At 42.8% G+C, this 18,369-nt stretch carries 20 protein-coding genes and 1 pseudogene; 8 read left to right on the forward strand and 13 right to left on the reverse strand.

Translation table 11 applies throughout. The annotated features are described in order from the left end of the window. Positions 1-92: 92 nt before the first annotated feature. Positions 93-986 (forward strand): LysM peptidoglycan-binding domain-containing M23 family metallopeptidase, encoded by an 894-nt coding sequence (locus CDG77_RS08795; RefSeq protein ID WP_094329019.1) that lies wholly within the window; start codon positions 93-95, stop codon positions 984-986. Positions 987-1,062: 76 nt separating this feature from the next. Here CDG77_RS08795 and CDG77_RS08800 read toward each other — a convergent pair whose 3' ends face one another. After that, complete coding sequence (locus CDG77_RS08800; protein WP_094329020.1) at positions 1,063-2,100, reverse strand: isochorismatase; 1,038 nt, start codon at positions 2,098-2,100, stop codon at positions 1,063-1,065. A 210-nt stretch (positions 2,101-2,310) separates the two neighbouring features. Here CDG77_RS08800 and CDG77_RS08805 point away from each other — a divergent pair, with 210 nt between their 5' ends. Beyond that, positions 2,311-2,886 carry an SMI1/KNR4 family protein gene (locus CDG77_RS08805; RefSeq protein ID WP_094329021.1) on the forward strand — a complete coding sequence of 192 codons (576 nt, stop codon included), beginning with the start codon at positions 2,311-2,313 and terminating at the stop codon, positions 2,884-2,886. A 163-nt stretch (positions 2,887-3,049) separates the two neighbouring features. On the opposite strand, the gene CDG77_RS08810 is transcribed toward CDG77_RS08805, so the two are convergent. Together CDG77_RS08810 and CDG77_RS08815 are read right to left on the reverse strand one after the other, a co-directional pair. After that, entirely contained in the window at positions 3,050-3,310 is a 261-nt protein-coding gene (locus CDG77_RS08810; RefSeq protein ID WP_094329022.1) for a type II toxin-antitoxin system RelE family toxin, read from the reverse strand. Next, positions 3,307-3,504, reverse strand: a complete 198-nt coding sequence (locus CDG77_RS08815; protein ID WP_094329023.1) for a DUF2281 domain-containing protein — start codon at positions 3,502-3,504, stop codon at positions 3,307-3,309. Before CDG77_RS08815 ends, CDG77_RS08810 begins: the two co-directional genes overlap by 4 nt. Before the next feature lie 342 nt (positions 3,505-3,846). Here CDG77_RS08815 and ispG point away from each other — a divergent pair, with 342 nt between their 5' ends. After that, positions 3,847-5,073: a (E)-4-hydroxy-3-methylbut-2-enyl-diphosphate synthase gene (gene ispG, locus CDG77_RS08820; RefSeq protein WP_094329024.1), complete on the forward strand. Its 1,227-nt coding sequence runs from the start codon at positions 3,847-3,849 to the stop codon at positions 5,071-5,073. Between the two features lie 250 nt (positions 5,074-5,323). Beyond that, positions 5,324-6,607 carry a carboxyl-terminal processing protease CtpC gene (gene ctpC / locus CDG77_RS08825; protein ID WP_094329025.1) on the forward strand — a complete coding sequence of 428 codons (1,284 nt, stop codon included), beginning with the start codon at positions 5,324-5,326 and terminating at the stop codon, positions 6,605-6,607. Between the two features lie 57 nt (positions 6,608-6,664). Here ctpC and CDG77_RS08830 read toward each other — a convergent pair whose 3' ends face one another. Further along, positions 6,665-6,859: a DDE transposase family protein gene (locus CDG77_RS08830; RefSeq protein WP_094329026.1), complete on the reverse strand. Its 195-nt coding sequence runs from the start codon at positions 6,857-6,859 to the stop codon at positions 6,665-6,667. Positions 6,860-7,182: 323 nt separating this feature from the next. Here CDG77_RS08830 and CDG77_RS08835 point away from each other — a divergent pair, with 323 nt between their 5' ends. Next, positions 7,183-8,022 (forward strand): DNA/RNA non-specific endonuclease, encoded by an 840-nt coding sequence (locus CDG77_RS08835; RefSeq protein WP_094329027.1) that lies wholly within the window; start codon positions 7,183-7,185, stop codon positions 8,020-8,022. A gap of 80 nt (positions 8,023-8,102) precedes the next feature. Here CDG77_RS08835 and CDG77_RS08840 read toward each other — a convergent pair whose 3' ends face one another. Next, the gene (locus CDG77_RS08840; protein WP_181154305.1) at positions 8,103-8,495 is read right to left on the reverse strand and encodes a nuclease A inhibitor family protein; all 393 of its coding nucleotides are present in this window, start codon (positions 8,493-8,495) and stop codon (positions 8,103-8,105) included. A 200-nt stretch (positions 8,496-8,695) separates the two neighbouring features. On the opposite strand from CDG77_RS08840, the pseudogene CDG77_RS37410 reads away from it, so the two are divergent. Beyond that, positions 8,696-8,800 (forward strand): annotated as a pseudogene (locus CDG77_RS37410) (DUF4058 family protein); the annotation flags it as partial. A gap of 82 nt (positions 8,801-8,882) precedes the next feature. On the opposite strand, the gene CDG77_RS37415 reads toward CDG77_RS37410, so the two are convergent. Genes CDG77_RS37415 through CDG77_RS08850 form a run of 3 tightly spaced genes read right to left on the reverse strand, consistent with a single transcriptional unit; the run spans position 8,883 to position 10,502 of the window. After that, positions 8,883-9,026 (reverse strand): hypothetical protein, encoded by a 144-nt coding sequence (locus CDG77_RS37415; RefSeq protein ID WP_223269747.1) that lies wholly within the window; start codon positions 9,024-9,026, stop codon positions 8,883-8,885. Positions 9,027-9,045: 19 nt separating this feature from the next. After that, positions 9,046-9,933, reverse strand: coding sequence for a DUF3153 domain-containing protein (locus CDG77_RS08845; protein WP_094329029.1), 888 nt, complete (start codon positions 9,931-9,933; stop codon positions 9,046-9,048). Between the two features lie 26 nt (positions 9,934-9,959). Further along, positions 9,960-10,502, reverse strand: a complete 543-nt coding sequence (locus tag CDG77_RS08850; RefSeq protein ID WP_094329030.1) for a tetratricopeptide repeat protein — start codon at positions 10,500-10,502, stop codon at positions 9,960-9,962. A gap of 170 nt (positions 10,503-10,672) precedes the next feature. On the opposite strand from CDG77_RS08850, the gene CDG77_RS08855 reads away from it, so the two are divergent. Further along, positions 10,673-11,095 (forward strand): hypothetical protein, encoded by a 423-nt coding sequence (locus tag CDG77_RS08855; RefSeq protein ID WP_094329031.1) that lies wholly within the window; start codon positions 10,673-10,675, stop codon positions 11,093-11,095. Between the two features lie 48 nt (positions 11,096-11,143). On the opposite strand, the gene argB is transcribed toward CDG77_RS08855, so the two are convergent. Together argB and CDG77_RS08865 are read right to left on the reverse strand one after the other, a co-directional pair. Continuing rightward, on the reverse strand, positions 11,144-12,040 hold the full coding sequence (gene argB / locus CDG77_RS08860; RefSeq protein ID WP_094329032.1) for an acetylglutamate kinase: 897 nt from the start codon (positions 12,038-12,040) through the stop codon (positions 11,144-11,146). Between the two features lie 84 nt (positions 12,041-12,124). After that, a complete protein-coding gene (locus CDG77_RS08865) occupies positions 12,125-12,688 on the reverse strand; it encodes a shikimate kinase (protein WP_094329033.1) in 564 nt (187 codons plus the stop codon). 813 nt (positions 12,689-13,501) lie between these two features. Here CDG77_RS08865 and CDG77_RS08870 point away from each other — a divergent pair. Continuing rightward, positions 13,502-13,696: a hypothetical protein gene (locus CDG77_RS08870; protein WP_094329034.1), complete on the forward strand. Its 195-nt coding sequence runs from the start codon at positions 13,502-13,504 to the stop codon at positions 13,694-13,696. 20 nt (positions 13,697-13,716) lie between these two features. Here CDG77_RS08870 and CDG77_RS08875 read toward each other — a convergent pair whose 3' ends face one another. The 3 genes from CDG77_RS08875 to CDG77_RS08885 form a co-directional block, all read right to left on the reverse strand. Further along, entirely contained in the window at positions 13,717-14,415 is a 699-nt protein-coding gene (locus tag CDG77_RS08875; protein ID WP_094329035.1) for a hypothetical protein, read from the reverse strand. A 173-nt stretch (positions 14,416-14,588) separates the two neighbouring features. Then, positions 14,589-15,209 carry a flavin prenyltransferase UbiX gene (locus CDG77_RS08880; RefSeq protein WP_094329036.1) on the reverse strand — a complete coding sequence of 207 codons (621 nt, stop codon included), beginning with the start codon at positions 15,207-15,209 and terminating at the stop codon, positions 14,589-14,591. A gap of 17 nt (positions 15,210-15,226) precedes the next feature. Next, positions 15,227-17,581, reverse strand: coding sequence for a ribonuclease R family protein (locus CDG77_RS08885; protein ID WP_094329037.1), 2,355 nt, complete (start codon positions 17,579-17,581; stop codon positions 15,227-15,229). Positions 17,582-18,369 lie beyond the last annotated feature (788 nt).

Consider the following 18,369-nt stretch of genomic DNA (forward strand, 5'->3'; position numbering starts at 1 on the left):
GTCCCCAGTCCCCAGTCCCCTGCTTTCTCATCTCCCCACTTCTCGCACTCTCCATCTAAAATCTAAAGTTAATGCGCTATTGACTTGTATACATGACTTTACCCTTTCGTCAACTTTTTCTCTGTAGCTTAGTTAGCGCCTTGGGCCTAGTAAGCATACTGCCAAACTTGAACAGTGCTAATGCTGCTGTAGGTGGTTGCCCGATTCCAGCCCTATCTCGCTTCCAACGCCATAAAGTTGTCCGTGGCGAAACTTTAGAGAGTATAGCGCAGCGCTACAATCTCATTCCTACAACTATTATTGGCATGAATCCAGCTTTGCAGAACGGTGCAATCGCAGCCGTTGGTAGTGTGCTTCAAATTCCTCCCTACAATGGGATTGTAGTTGAAGTACCTCGTGGTGAAACTTGGCGACAAGTGGCAGCACAATACAAAGTTCGTGCTGATAGCCTTTTTGAGGTGAATGGCTGCCAACAAAACCCCAGAATTGTGTTTGTTCCGGGGGTAAATTGGTCGCCCAATGGTGTTATAACTAAAGCCCCTTTACTCAATGATGCCAGTACGCCAAACCGTGCATCTCTGTCTGGATATCCTTTAGCACAAGTAGCAACTCTGGGATTAGCTTACGGGTGGCAAATTAATCCTGCGACAGGTGAAGTTTTCTTCCATAGCGGTGTTGACTTATTAGCACCAGTTGGTAGCAATGTGTTAGCGATCGCGCCTGGAACTGTAGCCTTTGCTAATGACCAAGGCTCTTATGGTAAGTTAGTCATCATTAACCACAGTGGCGGACTTCAAAGCCGCTACGCCCAGCTTGACAGCATCAAAGTTACTGTCGGTCAGCAAATAAAAAAAGGAGACTTACTAGGAACAGTAGGTACCAGTGGAAAACCAAGTTCCACTCAACCGCATCTCCATTTTGAAGTGCGTTCTAGCTCATCTCTAGGTTGGGTAGCAGAAGATCCAAAGGGTTATTTGAAGAAATGAGGTTTGTTTTTAAACGCAGAGGAACGCAAAGGAAATCTCTGCGAAACCTTTGCGAAACCTTTGCGAAACCTTTGCGTTAAAAAAAGAATGCTATATTTTCGCTAGATTTAACGATGTGCATTCCTGCCTCTGCAAACCTTTTAAATGCTGCTTCTGCCTGTTCTGTGTAGTCCACAACACCAGGGACAACAACGGGGGAAGTGGAATCTTCTAACAGATAGATTTTTTGAGCAAGGGTGGTATCTACCTGTTTAATTTCTGTTAATAAATCGTCAATTGTCCAAGCAACGCAATGACTTTTAGCTTGACCGCCAATAATTACTGCATCATATTCTAAAAGTTGTTTAATCAGGCGCGTGTTCTTTTGAGCAAGTGGACGTTGTTCAAAATCTTCTAACACCTCTGGACGTAAGATGGAGTAGTTTTCGGTTAAAGGATTTTCACCTTTGATTTCAAATTGCGTTTGACTCTGACGCGCAATGCCGTGGAAAAATATCGCTTCTTCTACCGATGGAACTAAAGCATGACCAATACCACCCAACATAGAATGATAAGGCCAAACAGTGAGGGGATATTTCCCATCTTGACTAAGTTTTTTAAGGTAATGGTAAGCGTGTTTTTCTAATAATTCATAATCCCCATTAGTAACACTGTTAGCAACTGCTGGGTTAACTTTCCAAATACCTTGTTCAATATCTGCTGGGGTAATGCTAGTCGCGGCTGGAGTGGGATGTTCTCCCGCAGCGTTCACCCAAAAGATCGGATGGAAAATTTGCGTTGCTGTGTGGGTATCTAGAGTAGGTACAATTTTTGTAATTACTCCCAAGTTACGATAAATAAACTCACATAACCTGACGTTATCATCCACCGCCGCATTACCGGATTTTCCACCTACAAATAATTCAAATCCGGGGATGCAGAATGTGTTCTGGACATCAATTAATAGTAAGCAAATGCTGGTTTTATCTAAAGATGCAGGTTTGATGTCGTGTTGTTTTGCCCAGATTTCAGCTTCGGCGGCACGTTCTTGGTAAGGTACGCGCCAGACTTTGCCCACTTCTTCAGGGTTAAAGTGTGGGGGAATTGGTAATTGGGGTGTTATTTGGGTGTTCATAATTACAACCGCTTTTATTCTGTAATAACATCTACAATTTCAATCCTCAAATTTTCTCAAGTCTAAACTTAATAGTATATTTGTATTGCAAAAACCTAAATTTAGCGATCGCTGTCATCCAAACTTCGCAACATCGCCAATCGTCGATCTAACCACTCATCTGTAAACCAACCATAAGGGAAAATATTTATATTCAAGGCAGCTACAAGTATGCAGGAAATTTGGACAAGAATAGAATTCTGGCTCAAAGCTAATACTCCACAAGTTCTTGATACATTGAACCCTGGAGCATCAGAAAGTCAGATAAAGGCAGTAGAAGACGCTCTGCTGATACAGTTTCCTAATGATGTCAAGAGTTCTTACCGTATCCATAATGGACAATCAGGCTACGATTATGGGCTGATTAATGGACGAGAATTTCTATCTCTTGAACGTATTCAAGATGAATGGCAAGTTTGGAAGGAACTTCTAGATGGAGGTAATTTCGATGGTTGTGAAAGTCAGCCAGAACCAGGAATAGGAATTGGTACAGATTGGTGGAGTCCGTTATGGATACCACTAACCTATGACGGTGCTGGCAATCACGATTGTCTAGACTTAGCTCCTGCTAAAGGTGGCAAAGTTGGACAAATTATTCAGATGTGGCACGATGACGGCAAGAGAAAACTCGTCGCTTCAAGTTTTCACAACTGGCTAGAGGAATATGCCACTGGTTTAGAATCTGGTCAATATGTTTTCCATGAATACGGAGGTATAGTCAAAGCGGATAGTATCTGGTGTCTGTAAATCTAGGAGCAACGCAGCTTAGTCTGGTTAAAGCGATCGCACTCTGGGTAGTTACAAAGGCGATACCTGTGGCGGGCTGCGCCAACGCAGTTGCATCGTGTATGAGAATGCGAAAGCGGTAAGGCGTTTTTGCACATTTGGGATGCTCCCGATTTTTAGCTGTTCACAATCTATAAACATCACTACGATGCTTTACTTTGACCACTGTGACTAATAAGAAACCATCTTGTATTTCGTAAATAATTCGATATTTTCCCAATCTGACTCTATATAAATTATCAGAACCTTCTAATTTTTTCACACCATCAGGACGAGGCTCAAAAGCAAGTTCTTCCAATTTAGCAACTATTTTTTGTTGAACATCATAGGGTAATTTTTTTATCTGTCTTTTTGCAGCCGGAGCAATTTCTACTTCGTAACTCACAAACCTAATTCCCTTTTGAGTTCACCTAAGGAAATCGTACCAACCTCTTGTGCTTCTCTTAATGCAGCTTTTGCATCTTCTAAATCTTCTTTATCTTCTTTGGCTTTCAAAAAAAGTAAAAAGTCCAGAACCTCATATATAATTTCTTCTGGTACATTTTCTATCTCTTCAATTATTTTCTGTTTGGCATTCATAAATTCCGCTTTATGCTGGTTGACTCTATTATAAAATGATGGTTATTGAAGTCTTGCTAACTCAAGTAAGAAATTGGGATCGCACTCTGCTTAGTCACAAAAGCAACAATAAAAAAGCGTAGACGCGTAGCGGCTTGTCGTTAGACATCGCACTCTGGGTAGTTACAAAGGCGATCGCTCCTTACCATTCACAAGAGAAAAGCGATCGCTCTTGATCTGTTGTGCTGTGTTATTGATTTTTTTCTACCTAATCACCAAAAGAGCCACCACCTGTGGCAATCTGGGAAACAGAGATTTATTAAATCTGATATTTTACCCACAGCAAATTTACCTAATCAGGTTATGCAAACTCTGCCCATAGTAGACACTTCAAATACTACATCCAGCCAACCTACCTTTGATACAACTATCAAGCGGCGCAAAACCCGTCCTGTAAAGGTGGGAAATATCACCATTGGCGGTGGCTACCCCGTTGTAGTGCAGTCAATGATTAACGAAGACACCCTTGATATTGATGGTTCCGTGGCTGGTATTCGTCGTCTGCACGAAATTGGCTGCGAAATTGTCCGCGTCACAGTGCCGAGTATGGCTCATGCTAAAGCTTTAGCAGAAATTAAACAAAAATTAATAAAAACTTACCAAGATGTGCCAGTTGTGGCTGATGTCCATCATAATGGGCTGAAAATCGCTGTGGAAGTCGCCAAGCACATAGAAAAAGTGCGAATTAATCCAGGCTTGTATGTATTTGAAAAGCCAAACATCAATCGAACTGAATATACTAAAAACGAATTTGACGAAATTGGCGATAAAATCCGTGAAACCTTAGAACCTCTAGTAGTTTCTTTGCGCGACCAAGGTAAATCGATGCGAATTGGGGTAAATCACGGTTCCCTGGCCGAAAGAATGCTATTTACCTACGGTGACACCCCAGAAGGAATGGTGGAATCTGCCATAGAATTCATTCGCATCTGTGAATCCTTGGATTTCCGCAACTTGGTAATTTCGATGAAAGCTTCACGAGTACCTGTGATGCTAGCCGCCTATCGCCTTATCGCCAAGCGAATGGATGAACTGGGTATGGATTATCCGCTACATTTAGGCGTTACCGAAGCCGGTGATGGCGAATACGGGCGAATTAAATCTACGGCTGGTATTGCTACCTTACTTGCTGATGGCATTGGCGATACAATTCGCGTCTCACTAACAGAAGCACCAGAAAAAGAGATTCCCGTCTGCTACAGCATTCTTCAAGCTTTGGGATTGCGAAAAACGATGGTGGAATACGTAGCTTGTCCTTCTTGTGGACGCACTTTGTTTAACCTAGAAGAAGTTCTGCACAAAGTTCGGGAAGCCACTAAACATCTAACTGGGTTGGACATCGCAGTTATGGGTTGTATTGTCAACGGCCCCGGTGAAATGGCAGATGCCGACTATGGTTATGTTGGCAAAACACCTGGTTACATTTCCTTGTATCGTGGTCGAGAAGAAATTAAAAAAGTCCCAGAAGACAGAGGTGTGGAGGAATTAATTAACCTCATTAAGGCAGATGAACGCTGGGTAGAACCTTAAGGGGAGCAGGGGGCAGGGAGAGAAAGAATAACTAAATTAATACCCAATCCCCATTACCCCTTATCCCCAGAGGGGGCCCCACCTTCCCCAATCCCCAATTCTTAAAACTTTTGTGTTGATTAACAACTAATGTCGCCAGATTGTCAAGTATTTTGTTTAAATTAAGAATGCATACTCAGTCTGTACAGTAGTAGCCTGTGTTAGATTGAGCATACTGACTATATATTTTCCCTCTGACGCAGCTGTCATTATGGTGATTACAAAAAGTAGGCTTGTTTTGGGTGCTACGGCAGTGACACTCTCCACGATCGCAGTTACTAGCCTTGGCATTCACTCGCGAGGTCAGGCTTTATTTAAAGCAAGTCCCAAAGAATTAGTAGATGAAGTTTGGCAAATTGTTCAACGCCAATATGTAGACGGTACTTTTAATCAGGTAGATTGGCAGGCTGTTCGTAAGGAGTATTTAAGCAAGTCCTACAGTAATCAGCAGGAAGCATATAAGTCCATTCGGGAAATGCTGAAAAAGCTACAAGATCCATACACCCGATTTATGGACCCAGAGGAATTTAAGAGTATGCAAGTGGATACCTCTGGAGAACTTACAGGAATCGGGATCACGATTAGTCAGGATGAAAAAACCAAGCAATTGGTTGTAATTGCGCCAATCGAAGACACACCAGCATTTAAAGCTGGTGTTTTGGCAAAAGATGTCATCCTCAAAATCAACGACAAAAGTACCAAGGGGATGGATACGAATCAAGCAGTATCCCTAATTCGAGGTGAAGCAGGAACGCAAGTCAGCCTAACGATTCAGCGCGACGGTCAGACAAAACAATTTAATATCAAACGGGCGCGGATTGAAATTCATCCAGTTAAATATTCCCAAAAGTCAACTCCAGCAGGTAATCTTGGCTACATTCGCTTGAACCAGTTCAGCGCTAATGCTGGTAAAGAAATGCAAATTGCTATCAAGGATTTAGAAAGCAAAAAGGTAGCTGGATATATTCTGGATCTCCGTGGTAATCCGGGTGGCTTACTGTTCTCCAGTGTAGACATTGCCCGAATGTGGATAAATAAAGGTAAGATTGTCTCCACCGTTGAACGCCAAGGAGAGGCAGAAAAAGAAGAGGCGAATGGACGCGCCTTGACGAATAAACCTTTGGTGGTGCTGGTAGATAAAGGTTCAGCCAGTGCGAGTGAAATCCTTTCAGGAGCTTTGAAGGATAACAAGCGTGCTACTTTGGTTGGAACTCAAACCTTTGGTAAGGGATTAGTGCAATCGGTACGTCCCTTGGAAGATGGCTCAGGATTGGCGGTAACAATTGCTCATTACTATACCCCCAACGGTACAGATATTAATCATAAAGGCATTAATCCAGATGTGAAGGTAGAGTTGACCAAAGAGCAGATGCAGGAATTATGGCTGCACGGGCGCGACAAACTTGCTACCCTAGCAGACCCACAATTCGCGAAAGCAGTGGAAGTAATAGGTAAAAAGATTGCTGCAAAGGGCACACCCACAGCAGAAAAATGAACTGTTAAGAATAAATTTAGGAGTAGAGACGCGGTTAATCGCGTCTCTACTCCTACCTTAAACTGGTTGGCACTTTCCAGCCCTAATAAGTCCGACACGCCGAGCGATCGCTTCTCCTTCGGAACTAAAAGGCCCCCACTGTTCTATACTTTCTAGAATCTCTAGATTCTCGTCCGCAACTTTGTCGCTGGGGACGATTTCGCAATTACCAGCAGAATGTTTGACAATATACCAAGTTTGTGATTCATTCATGCTTGAAATAAAATATTTGTTTTTTTTACAGTAAAAATTTTACGACATAGAGAAAAGATTTTTGCACCTAGGCGATCGCACCAGAGTTAATTGCTAAGGATAAGTTGGATGAGATGTTTGAATCTTGGTGTAGAGATGTAAAAGTTCGAGCCATCGCGCATTAAAAAAGTAGATTTTCGATTCGTAACTCTTGCTAAATAAAGATTTCCGGTATTCTGTCACAACATACGTACCATTAAAAAATCTTTATTTTTGTATCACTGAATGCTTGATATTGAAACGAAGAACTTGGACACTGCTTTTGTAATCAAAAGTACAAAAACGTGAAAAAAACCAAGATTTTCAAGTTTCTACTGCCATTTGTGACGGTGGTTTTATTTATAATTGGGCTGGCACAGATTGTACCAGCGCAGTCATCAGTAAGCGTTCACCTAACACTTGGCAACCCCAGCAGCGCTGGAACTTCTAACCAAAATAACTACTTGTTGGTAAAACCACAATATGTAATTGGTTACAACTGCGGAATCGGTAGACCAAATTGGGTGTCTTGGCAGTTGAATAGTAGTTGGTTAGGTAGTACATCAAGACAAGATACTTTTCGGGCTGATACAACACTTCCTTCTGGGTGTTATCAAGTTCAATCTACCGATTTTAGTGGAAGTGGGTTCGATCGCGGCCACATGACACCTAGTGCCGATCGGACTAATAGCGTTACAAATAATTCTGCCACCTTTTTAATGAGCAATATGATTGCTCAAGCCCCAGATAACAATCAGGGAATTTGGGCAACCCTAGAGGATTATGCCAGAACTTTAGTAGGACAGGGTAAAGAACTCTACATCATTTCTGGTGGATATGGAATGGGCGGTACTGGTTCTAATGGAACGTTCTATACAATAGCTAATGGAAAGGTTCAAGTCCCTAACAGAACCTGGAAAATTATTGTTGTATTAGATACTCCAGGTTCTGGTCTGGCTGGAGTGACAACCAGCACGAGAGTCATTGCTGTCAATATTCCCAACACCCAAGGGGTACGAACAGCGAATTGGAGAAACTATCGGGTTAGCGTTGACTCATTAGAATCCCTAACTGGATACAATTTTCTCTCACAAGTTTCAACATCTATTCAGTCTGTAATAGAAGCACGAGTCGATAATTTATAAGTTGGATAATTTAAAAAACGAGAAAGCCTAGTGGCATAGATGACTAGGCTTTTATTTTCAATAAATTCTCAATGCGCTTACTAGGTTTCAACCAGTTTTGTTACTACTCCAGCTAAGTCACCGTCTTTAGTTTCTCCTATGATATAAGCGTCAATATTTATTTGTCCAACACGATAAACGCTGATGTTCCTAAGATTATCTTTAAGCGTTTGGACAAGTGTTTGAAATTTTTTAACATCTTTTTTCTGTAATTCATTGTGCCACTCTTGCTCAAATGCACAATTACGAAAGAGATAATCTAAGTCTACTACTTCTACTGGCAAGTATTGAGAGCCTGTTAGCTGTAATATCTTCTCCTGTGTTGCAGGTGCAGCACCTTCCCACTGAACAACCTCGAAAGGGTAATCCGACTCGCTCATCATTAACAAGCCACTACTAGCTTCCTTCAGTTTTTCGCCAATCTCACCGCTCATAGTCATCAGTTTCTAGCAACGCTCATACTGTATCATTCAGCCAGTAGCAAGGTGGGAAGCCGAAAGAGAGAGATATTAACTATTGTATTTCTAGTGGAAGAAAGCAACGCTGAAGCGATCGCACCTTACTAAAAATATCCAAATCATATAATTTGAATTATGTCAACTAAAATTCGCAAGCAGATTTATGTCGATTAATTATTGCGATCGCAGATTTAATTGCTCCTCAACTCCGACCAAAATATCGAGTAGCGGTTGATAAACGAGTATATCAAATAGACAATACTACACTCGTGATATCATGTCCGCATAAGTTAGTTATGCTAACCACAGTCATTACACCCCTCCCCGCAAGCGGGGAGGGGTTGGGGGTGGGGTTATTCGGGTTTAATAAGCAATCAAGCGGACATGATATGAAGCAGTTCCGCCGCTTGCGATCGCTAATTTTTCTAAATGTGCTAATACTGTATAGCCAATTGCACAAAGTCGATCTAAAAAAGCCGATGGAGAATACATCGGCTTAACTGGCAATATTGAACAGATGAATAGTCTACTGTTCTTGAATAGCTGCTATTTTGGGAGGAAACTGAATTCTGGGATCTGGCATGAAATTGTATCTCAAGTACAATCCTCCCCAGACAAACAGGATAATTAACAACGCACCAATACCAAGAGGACTGGGAAGCCAGAAAACCGCTTCTATGTGGTTAAGTTGACCAGGCTGGAGTTTCCACAGCAGTTGATTGCCATTTTTTTCTGGTTCAATGGCAGTTTCAGTTAGTTGAATATTTTTGGCTCCCCAAGGAGTCTTCAAGCTAAATTCCAAGTCGAGAATTGAACCAGCATTAGCCAGAACATTACCTTTGCTGGCAATTAGAGACAGCGATCGCAAATCCAAATCATAAATCAATCGATTTCGGACTAAAAGTAAAAAATAATTCTGTTCCAAAAGGACATTTGATTCGATTTTCGGCAGTTCTGAGTCAGATTTGCTCTGCACAGACTCAGAAGTTTGATTTGCGCGGGGGTTAAAAAATTCGTTGAACTTCTCTTGCAATTCCGTACCACTACTAAAAGGGATTGTAACGATGATTTCTTCTTGGGAAACTCGCTGCGTTTTACCTTCTAATTGACGGGCGCGGCGTTCTATACTGTTTAACCATTCGTATACAGAATCGCCACTAAAACTGGTTAGCCGTTCTCCTAACTTAATATGCTGTACTAGTTCGCCACTATTTGAATTATCAAAGTTCAGCCCCACATCGTACTTAACACAGCCAGTCAGTAACAGTGATGTTAACAGCACTAGCCACAGAATAGGATTTCGCCTGGGAAAGACGTGCTTTATCCGATTTCGACCATTCAGTGTGAATACAAAACTAAATGGTCTGATGAACCACAAGAAAATCTTTCCGAAAATTGAAGAAGTTGAAACCATAAATTTTCCCAAAAGTCAACATGGTATCAGCCAGGGGTTCCTGAAAAATTCAACCAAACCAAGTACGAGATGGTTAAACCAATGGCAATTAGCGCCACCCAGATAAAGCGATTATCTCTGGTATTGACCTGACTGAGGTCAACAAATTCTGGCTCCGTAGGTTTAGGCTTCTGCTGCACAGAAGATTTAGTAGGTTTAACAGGTACAGAAATTTTGAGTTCATTATCAGGTAGTTTGCCCAAATCGGGGATTTGGGTCATCCATTCACTGGGTCTTTTCAGCTTTGGTGCTTTTAAGATGTAAAGCATCTGTCGCGCTTGTTTGCTGGTTTCAAGATATGGATGGCGTTTGAGTCTTTCGCAAAGAGCGATCGCATCATCCGTGCGTCCAGCCGCTTCATAAGCTGTCACCAAAGAAATTTCTACTTCACCACCAAGGCGAGAATTTCGAGCTAAAAGGGCGCTGGCCTTTTCTAAATTTTCTACGGCTTCACGGTATCGCCCATTTTCAAAGGCAATTTTTCCCGTCTGGTAGAAGGTTTTAGCAATTTCTAAACTTTCTGCACTCACGTCTTATACAAAAATTAGCACTGTTTTAATTTTGCCAACACCAGCAATCTTTTTGGAATCTTTTCAAAGACTGACAATCTGAAATTGGATAAACTTCTAAAATTTTAACTATGTAGCTGCAACTATTTTCTGATTAAAAATTTTGGTATCAAATGTAGGCGAGCAAAATTATGTTGAAAATCAAGCATTCGCAACTGAATTGGCTCCTAGCAGGTATGACTTTAGCAGTCATGGGCGTAAGTATTGCTCCAGCCTCCGCCCAGCGTGCGATCGTGATTGATGGTGCTTATGGAGTTAGGCGATTGCCTACTGTCGGTTCCTTTATTTATGGTAGTCCGATTCCTACACCTATGCCTGTAGATCCAACAATGGGACTAATACCACAACGGACTAATTACCCTAATTATTCCTATCCCCAGATAAGGCAGAATGTGAGAAATTCCCCGCCGATTAATCCAGCAATTAGAGACTCAACTCTAGTTAATCCGGTGATTATCAATAATTCATGGCAGCGTACACCATTTAACGGCGGGCGATGTCTGACGACAAGTTGCTCCGCACCTTCGCGGGTTATTATTACTTATCCTTGGTAGAGTCGGGAGTGTGGAGCAGGAAAACGGAAAACTCCTCACTCTTAACTTCTATGATGTGAACTGCGAACCGAGAATCATCGTCCCAATCCCAACATCAGTAAAGATTTCTAGCAATAGGGCGTGAGGAATGCGACCATCAATTATATGTGCTGCACGGACTCCTTGAGCAAGCGATCGCACACAACAACTGACTTTAGGAATCATCCCACCACTGACTATACCATTAGCAATCAACTCGCGGGCTTCGCGGATATCTACTTTCGGGATCAAAGTAGATTGGTCTTTGTAATCTTTTAAAATTCCACTAGTGTCGGTCAATAAAATTAACTTTTCTGCTCCTAATGCAGCAGCGATTTCTCCCGCTACGGTATCGGCATTAATGTTATAAGCTTGCCCTGTCTCGTCTGCGGCGACGCTGGACACTACCGGAATATAGCCATTGCTAGCGAGGGTTTCTAAAATCTTGATGTTAACATTGCTGACTTCTCCCACAAAACCGATGCCTTCTTGACCTTGAGGACGGGCTGTAAATAGATTACCGTCTTTACCGCAAAGCCCTACAGCTAATCCACCAGCTTGGTTAATCAAGGCGACAATTTCTTTGTTAACTCGACCAACTAAAACCATTTCCACCACATCCATTGTGGCGGCATCAGTGACTCGCAGACCATTTTTAAACTGTGGTTCGATGCCCAGCTTATCTAACCAACTGTTAATTTCTGGGCCACCGCCGTGAACTACGATTGGCCGCAAGCCGACGCAGGATAAGAATACAATGTCGCGCATCACTTTGTCTTTGAGTGTGCTATCTTTCATTGCTGCGCCACCATATTTAACAACAACAGTGCGACCGGCGAATTGTTGAATATAAGGTAGTGCTTCGCTTAATACACGTACACGAGTGGCTTCAGTTTGCCTGATGTATTCAGAATCGTTGACCGTCATGAGGAGCCGCCGTTGAGAGTTAAAAGCTATTTCAGTCAGTGTAGAAGACTTTGTAACCTGTAACAATAAGCCTTATGAAGATATTTAATCTTCCCCATTAATGAAATGAGAAACAGGTTTTTTCAGTACGCTAGGAATTACCTCAATTATTCTGTTGGCAATGTCTTCGGGTGTTTCTCCCTCTTGCACGGTGATGTGCAAATCGGCTTGAGAGTAAAGTGGTGTTCGTTGTTCGAGGAGCGATCGCAATTTCCCCTTGGGGTCAGCATCTTGCAACAGTGGTCTGGTGGTATCTTCAGCTAAACGGCTGTAAATGAGTTCAACTGGCACATCTAGCCACACTATCAAACCGTGGTGTAAGTAACCCCAATTTTCTCGCCGCAGGACAATTCCCCCACCCGTCGCTATGGTCAACTTTGTAAAAGCACAAACTTGTGAAAGCACATCACTTTCTACCTGGCGGAACCCCGCTTCACCAACTTCTGCAAATAACTGACTGACAGATTTACTGGTTGCTTTAGCAATGACACCATCGATATCTATAAACCCATAACCCAGATGCTTTGCCAGTAAGGGCCCTACTGTTGTCTTACCAACGCCCATCATCCCAATTAAGTATAGGTTGACTCCTTGTAATAAGCTCCTCACCAGTTGTCTTCGCTCCAATTATTAGTTCTGAGTTCTGAGTCACAGTTTCCAATTATAAACTCAACGACTCATCCGTGCGTATTCAAGCGATACCTGGGTTGGGCTGCGCTAATGCACTTGATTGATTCTCCAATACTGACATTAGTAATTTCCGCAGGAATATAACCACAAAAGAAACCTCCGATAAATTTATTTTCAACAAATTCATCTTCTATTTAAGATCGATTAACTACTGTTGTTAATGTCTTTAAAACAACTCAAGCAATATTAAACTAATATTTGATTTTTCAAAAAACTCAGTACAACAAAAAGAGCCTTGTTTCCGTTGCCTCTTGCCTTCGATCGCTAAATTAATTCAGAAATAAAAGCGGATTCATACAGATTTAACAAATATTCCGTGAAATTACTATAAAGAATCAACGATGATTTTTTTAGGGATGTAGCAAATATCCTCATGTAACCTGGTAATTGCCGTATATTAATCGCGATGCTTAACGAAAAAATTAATATAGCTTGTTTGAAACTTTATCGAAACAATTCCTGTCTATCTAAATAATCCGAATTTTCACTCTGGTGGATAATTTTAAGTATACACAATACTGTGTTTTTAATAGCACGGCATCATTAGTCTAAAAATCTAGTTATAACTAGCTATTTCAATTAAATGGTTTCGATAGAGGTGTAAATAATGACTGATATGAAGCGATCGCTCGACAAATATTTGTAAATAAAGAAGTTTTGACACAAAAACTACTGCATATTTCACCCCAATAAGCCTGAATGAATAAATATATGATGAATGAGGTGTCAACCATGAATCGAATTCGTGACGTTGTACAAACAGCTTTAGCAACTGGCTATTTGACAGTGGAAGCTGAAAATCAACTACGACAACTGTTGACTACCCGATATGACTTGGAAGATTTTAATGCTTTCATGACTTTGCAGGAAGCTGCCATGACTGGTAAAGTCAAGCAGGAGTCTAGAGAGCGGTGTGGCATCAAGTAGAGACGTAGACTCGCTACGTCTTAACGACGGGAGCGTTTATCATCATCCTCAAAATCCTCATCATCATCAAAAAATTCCCAATCATCATCATCGGCTTGATTGGTAGTCGGCGGCTGATAAGGGGGAATGATTACGCGGTAATCGGCATCATAAACCGATTCAGTTTTTCCCGCAGCCGTATTTTTAGGCTCGCGGTAGCTATAGGAGTAAACTGAACCAGACTGAGAACTGCTTTTGGCTTCTGATTGACGTTCGTAAGTCTTAGAGTCTGTAGCAGGCTGAGGTTGAGGATTACGAGTAGGCGCTTCCTCTGATTTTTCATCAAAGTTCCAATCATCATCTCTACTGCCATTTGTCTCCCAATCATCAAATACCTCGTCGCTAGACTCTTCTTTCTTACTAGCTGGTGGAGGATTGGCAGGGCGAGATGTAAATTCTTCTCTTTGGGTTGCCTTTGCACGCGATGAAGTTGTGCGTCGGCGTTCAGGTGTTTGGCGTTGTCCTGCCACAAAATAATTGGATAAGTTAAACAAGGTAGCAATCAATATAGATGTGAAAGCACCTGTGGCAGTACTGAACAAAATCCATATCGCTAGTGGTAATGGTTGAGTTCGCACGCCCAAAAATACTAGCGATAGGGCAGGTGAGAAATTTTGGACTAACAACAGTGTTAGTCCTCCCAGTACTGCCACCAATAGAATTAAGCGAATTACAGCCATAGCAATTTTGTCAGTTGTCAGTTGTCAGTGCTTAGTTGTCAGCGGTCAGTTGTCAGTCATCAGCCTGATTACTCTTCACTAATTACTGTTCGCTGACTACTGACACTATCAGCCATCTCTATCATTACCCTTTTAGGACTATTGTGAAATTTTCGATGAGTCCACTGGGGGCATTAGCGACGACCTTCCCACCTCTGAATCGGGATGCAGTCAATATCTAGTTGATCTAAAGCACGGGCAACGACAAAATCAACTAAATCCTCGATGGTTTGGGGATTATGATACCAGGCGGGAATAGCGGGGACAATTCTCACTCCAACTTCAGCTAAAGAGGTTAAGTTACGCAGGTGGATGAGGCTAAAAGGCGTTTCCCGAGGGACAATGACCAACTTTCGCCCTTCTTTAAGTTGGACATCTGCTGCCCGTTCTAGTAAATCGGAACTCAAGCCAACCGCCAGCTTTGCTACTGTGCTCATGCTGCATGGAATAATTATCATCCCTTGAGTCGCAAAGGAACCACTAGCAATCCCGGCTCCAACGTCACCCCAGGGATGGCAGCGGAGTTTACCTGAAAGGGCAACTCCAGCTTGCTCTCGCCAAAATTGTTCTTGCCCGGTTGGTTCTGGTGGCATCCGAATTTCCTGTTCTGACTGCCAAACCATGTAAGTAGATTTAGAGGCAACCAATTCAATACTATAATCGGCTTCTAGCAAAAATTTGATCGCGCGAACAGCGTAAATCAGACCAGATGCGCCCGATACGCCTAAAATTAGGGGCTTAGTGTTATTTGACACGGGGATTTTAGTTGATTTTACTCGTCTTCCGAGTAAGGATCTAGGTCATCAGGCTCCATATCACTTGGTAAGTAAAGGTCTGAAAGCTCTTCATTAGAACCATTGCCAATTGAACTTTTGGGTACACCATCGCTGCCGACAGTTACCAAATCAATTTGCTGACGGTAGTAATCGACACTCTTAACTTGGACGGCGACGCGATCGCCTAGTCTATAAGAAGCGCGATTTTTACGCCCAAATAGTGCCTGTTGTCTGGCGCGATATTCATACCAATCGTCTTTGAGAGAACTGACGTGTACCAATCCTTCAACCCGCAAAGGTACACCAGGATTACTGCTGGACTCTACTTCGGCGGCTGGGACTTCAATTTCCACAAAGAAACCATAGGATTGAACGCCGGTAATCACACCTTGAAATACCTGACCAATGCGTTGCTTCATTAGTTGGGCTTTTTGCAGTCCAGCTAAATCGGCTTCGGCTTCTTGGACTTCTTTTTCTCGGTCGTTGAGTTGAACAATTACCCTAGTCAAATCGCTTTGCAGTTCTTGTTGCAATTCTGGGGGTAAAACGTTCCAGTTAATTTCCTCGTGGCTGGAGGAGTGGCGGAGGTTAACCCGCTCTCTGACACGGGTATTGCGGCGATCGCGTCCGTTTTCGAGTAGGGTGTAATACACTCTCTGCATCAGCAAATCTGGGTAACGCCGCAAAGGGGCACTAAAGTGGACATATTGCGGTAGTGCCAGACCAAAGTGAGATCCTTTAGTAGTGCTGTATGCCGACGGCTTGAGAGTATCTTGCAATAAGTAAGTAAGAACTTGCTCAGAGGGAGATTCCGCAAAAGCTGTGGTCAAATGCTGATAATCTAAAGGTTGGATATCAACTTCTGGATCTAGCGTCAGGTCAACGCCTAAATTGACTGCCAATTTCAGCATTTCCTGAACATCTTCGACATCGGGTGTGCCTTGGACTCTCCAGATAGCGGGAACACCAAGAGCATTTAAGTGAGTTGCTACCAGTTGATTAACTAACAGTACCAACTCCGTGAGTAGCGATCGCACTGGTAAGTCATTCACCACCACAGCGCCAAGAATCCCTTCATCATAGTAAGCGTTTTGGCTGGGCGGCAGATTCAATTGGAGGCTACCACGAGTCAATCGTACCTGTTTGACGGCTATTTGCAAGGCTTGCAGGTCTTGCAGGATTTGAGAAACCTGTGATGATTTATCTTGTGCAACACCAGTGAGAATTGCTTGGGCTTCTTCGGTACTCAGTGCTGTCTCTACATTAATTACACTGGGTTGAATTTCCCACTCCAACACTTCTCCAGATTTGGGATCGATGGTAATTAAAAAAGAGATAGTTAAGCGATCGCTTCCAGGGACTAAAGAACAACGCTCTGTCACAATTGGGGGCAAAATTGGCAGCACTAATTCTCCCAGATATACTGATTTACCCCGTTTGAGTGCTTCTCTATCTAGGGCTTCATCTGGTTGGACATAGTGAGAAACATCGGTGATATGAACGCCCAAAAGCCAATTTCCGGCTAAGTTTTTTTCTAAACTAAAAGCGTTTTCTATAACTTTAGTGTCACCATTTACCCCTTCAATGGTGAGAGTAAATAAATTACGCAAATCCAGCCGATTTTTCAGGTCTGCTTTGAGTAGTTTTTTGGGTAACTTAGCGGCGGCTTCGAGAACATGATCGGGAAAAGTCCGGGAAAGGTCGTGTTTGCACGTAACTAAATCTATATCAGCAGCAGCTTCGGCATCGCTACCGAGGATTTGTACCACTCGACCAAGGGGAGGATATTGTGCCAACGGGTAACGCAAAACTTCCACATGAACCAGGTGATCGATCGCTTCTTCTAACTTTGCCTCGTTAGGTTGGATCTTCAGTTCAAACAGCAATCGGTCATCTAAAGGCACAGCCCTAAAACCAGTTTCCACCTGCTTGATTCGTGCCAATAACGTGTGGTTAGAGCGTTCGAGAATCAGCTTCACCTCCCCTTCGGGAGAGCGGCGGCGGCTGCCTTCTTTAAGAACTCTAACCAAAACGCGATCGCCATTCCAAGCATTACTCAAATGACTTTCGCGGATGTAAATATCCTCGGCTCCTTCCACATCTTGAATAGCAAAGCAAAAGCCTTTACTAGAACAACGGAGTTTTGCCTCGATTATTCCCTCTTCTGAAATGCGGCGATACTTGCCCCGTTCCTTCACTAAAATACTGATTTTTTCCAGAACATCTAAGGCAATGTGAAGTTTTTGTAAACTTTTTTCATCTTCACAGCCAAGTTTCTTTTCTAAAACCTTCCGAGCTACCAATTTATCATCAGTGAAATTGGCAAGGAGTGTAGCGATTGAAAATTCCATGCAGTGAACCGACCTTTGGTCAAAACATCATTTTTTGTTTAATCTGGTTCATTCCTGTAATACCCTCACGGCTTACAGAAACAAGCTGGAAACGAATTGCCCAGAACCAAGGCTTCCTAAGTTTCAAGTAAAGGAAGCCCAACCTAGCAAGAGTAGGAAACTACTCCGGCAGTTCCAGGCGAAAGAAGCCTACCCACAAACAGTTCTGGGCATCTACGAACTTCTCACTGCACGATGCTCTCAGAATTCACCTACGTTCAAGTCTCTTCACCTAACCAAACTTAAGATTGCACGCCTAATTTTAAGATTTAGCCCCACTAGTTAATTACGCGACGGGTTTTTGAGAAGCTGGGTTTAGAGAATCCATACTGCCCAAAAGCGCTATGCAGGGGAGCCACTGCGGTGAGGCAGCCCCCGTCTTGGCGGTTCCCGTCGATAGCGCAGCGTTAGCGAGTCTTCTCCCAAGGGGAGACGCTAAGAGCGAACGAGGGTCTGGGGGACTGCCGAACCCGAAGGGTCTTGGGGTTTCCCCAAGTGGAGGAGGCAGTGCGGTCTTGGGGTCTCCCCAAATGGAGCAGCTGCCGTCAAGTCGCGTGGAAACTACAGGTGTTTGATTGTCTAGAGTGAAGGTAATTTTACGCCATTAGAATCTGATTTTTAACTAGGAGGAACTGCCGGTTAACCCAATTTTCCCACATGTAGAATCGGTAACAATTAGGTGAGCAGCTTAATAAGCAGTGAGGGCGAACCTTATCTCCATTATTGTAGATTTAGAGCGCATTTCCAGA

Origin of the sequence: Nostoc sp. 'Peltigera membranacea cyanobiont' 213 (genome assembly GCF_002245975.1) — a bacterium.
Classification (GTDB): domain Bacteria; phylum Cyanobacteriota; class Cyanobacteriia; order Cyanobacteriales; family Nostocaceae; genus Nostoc.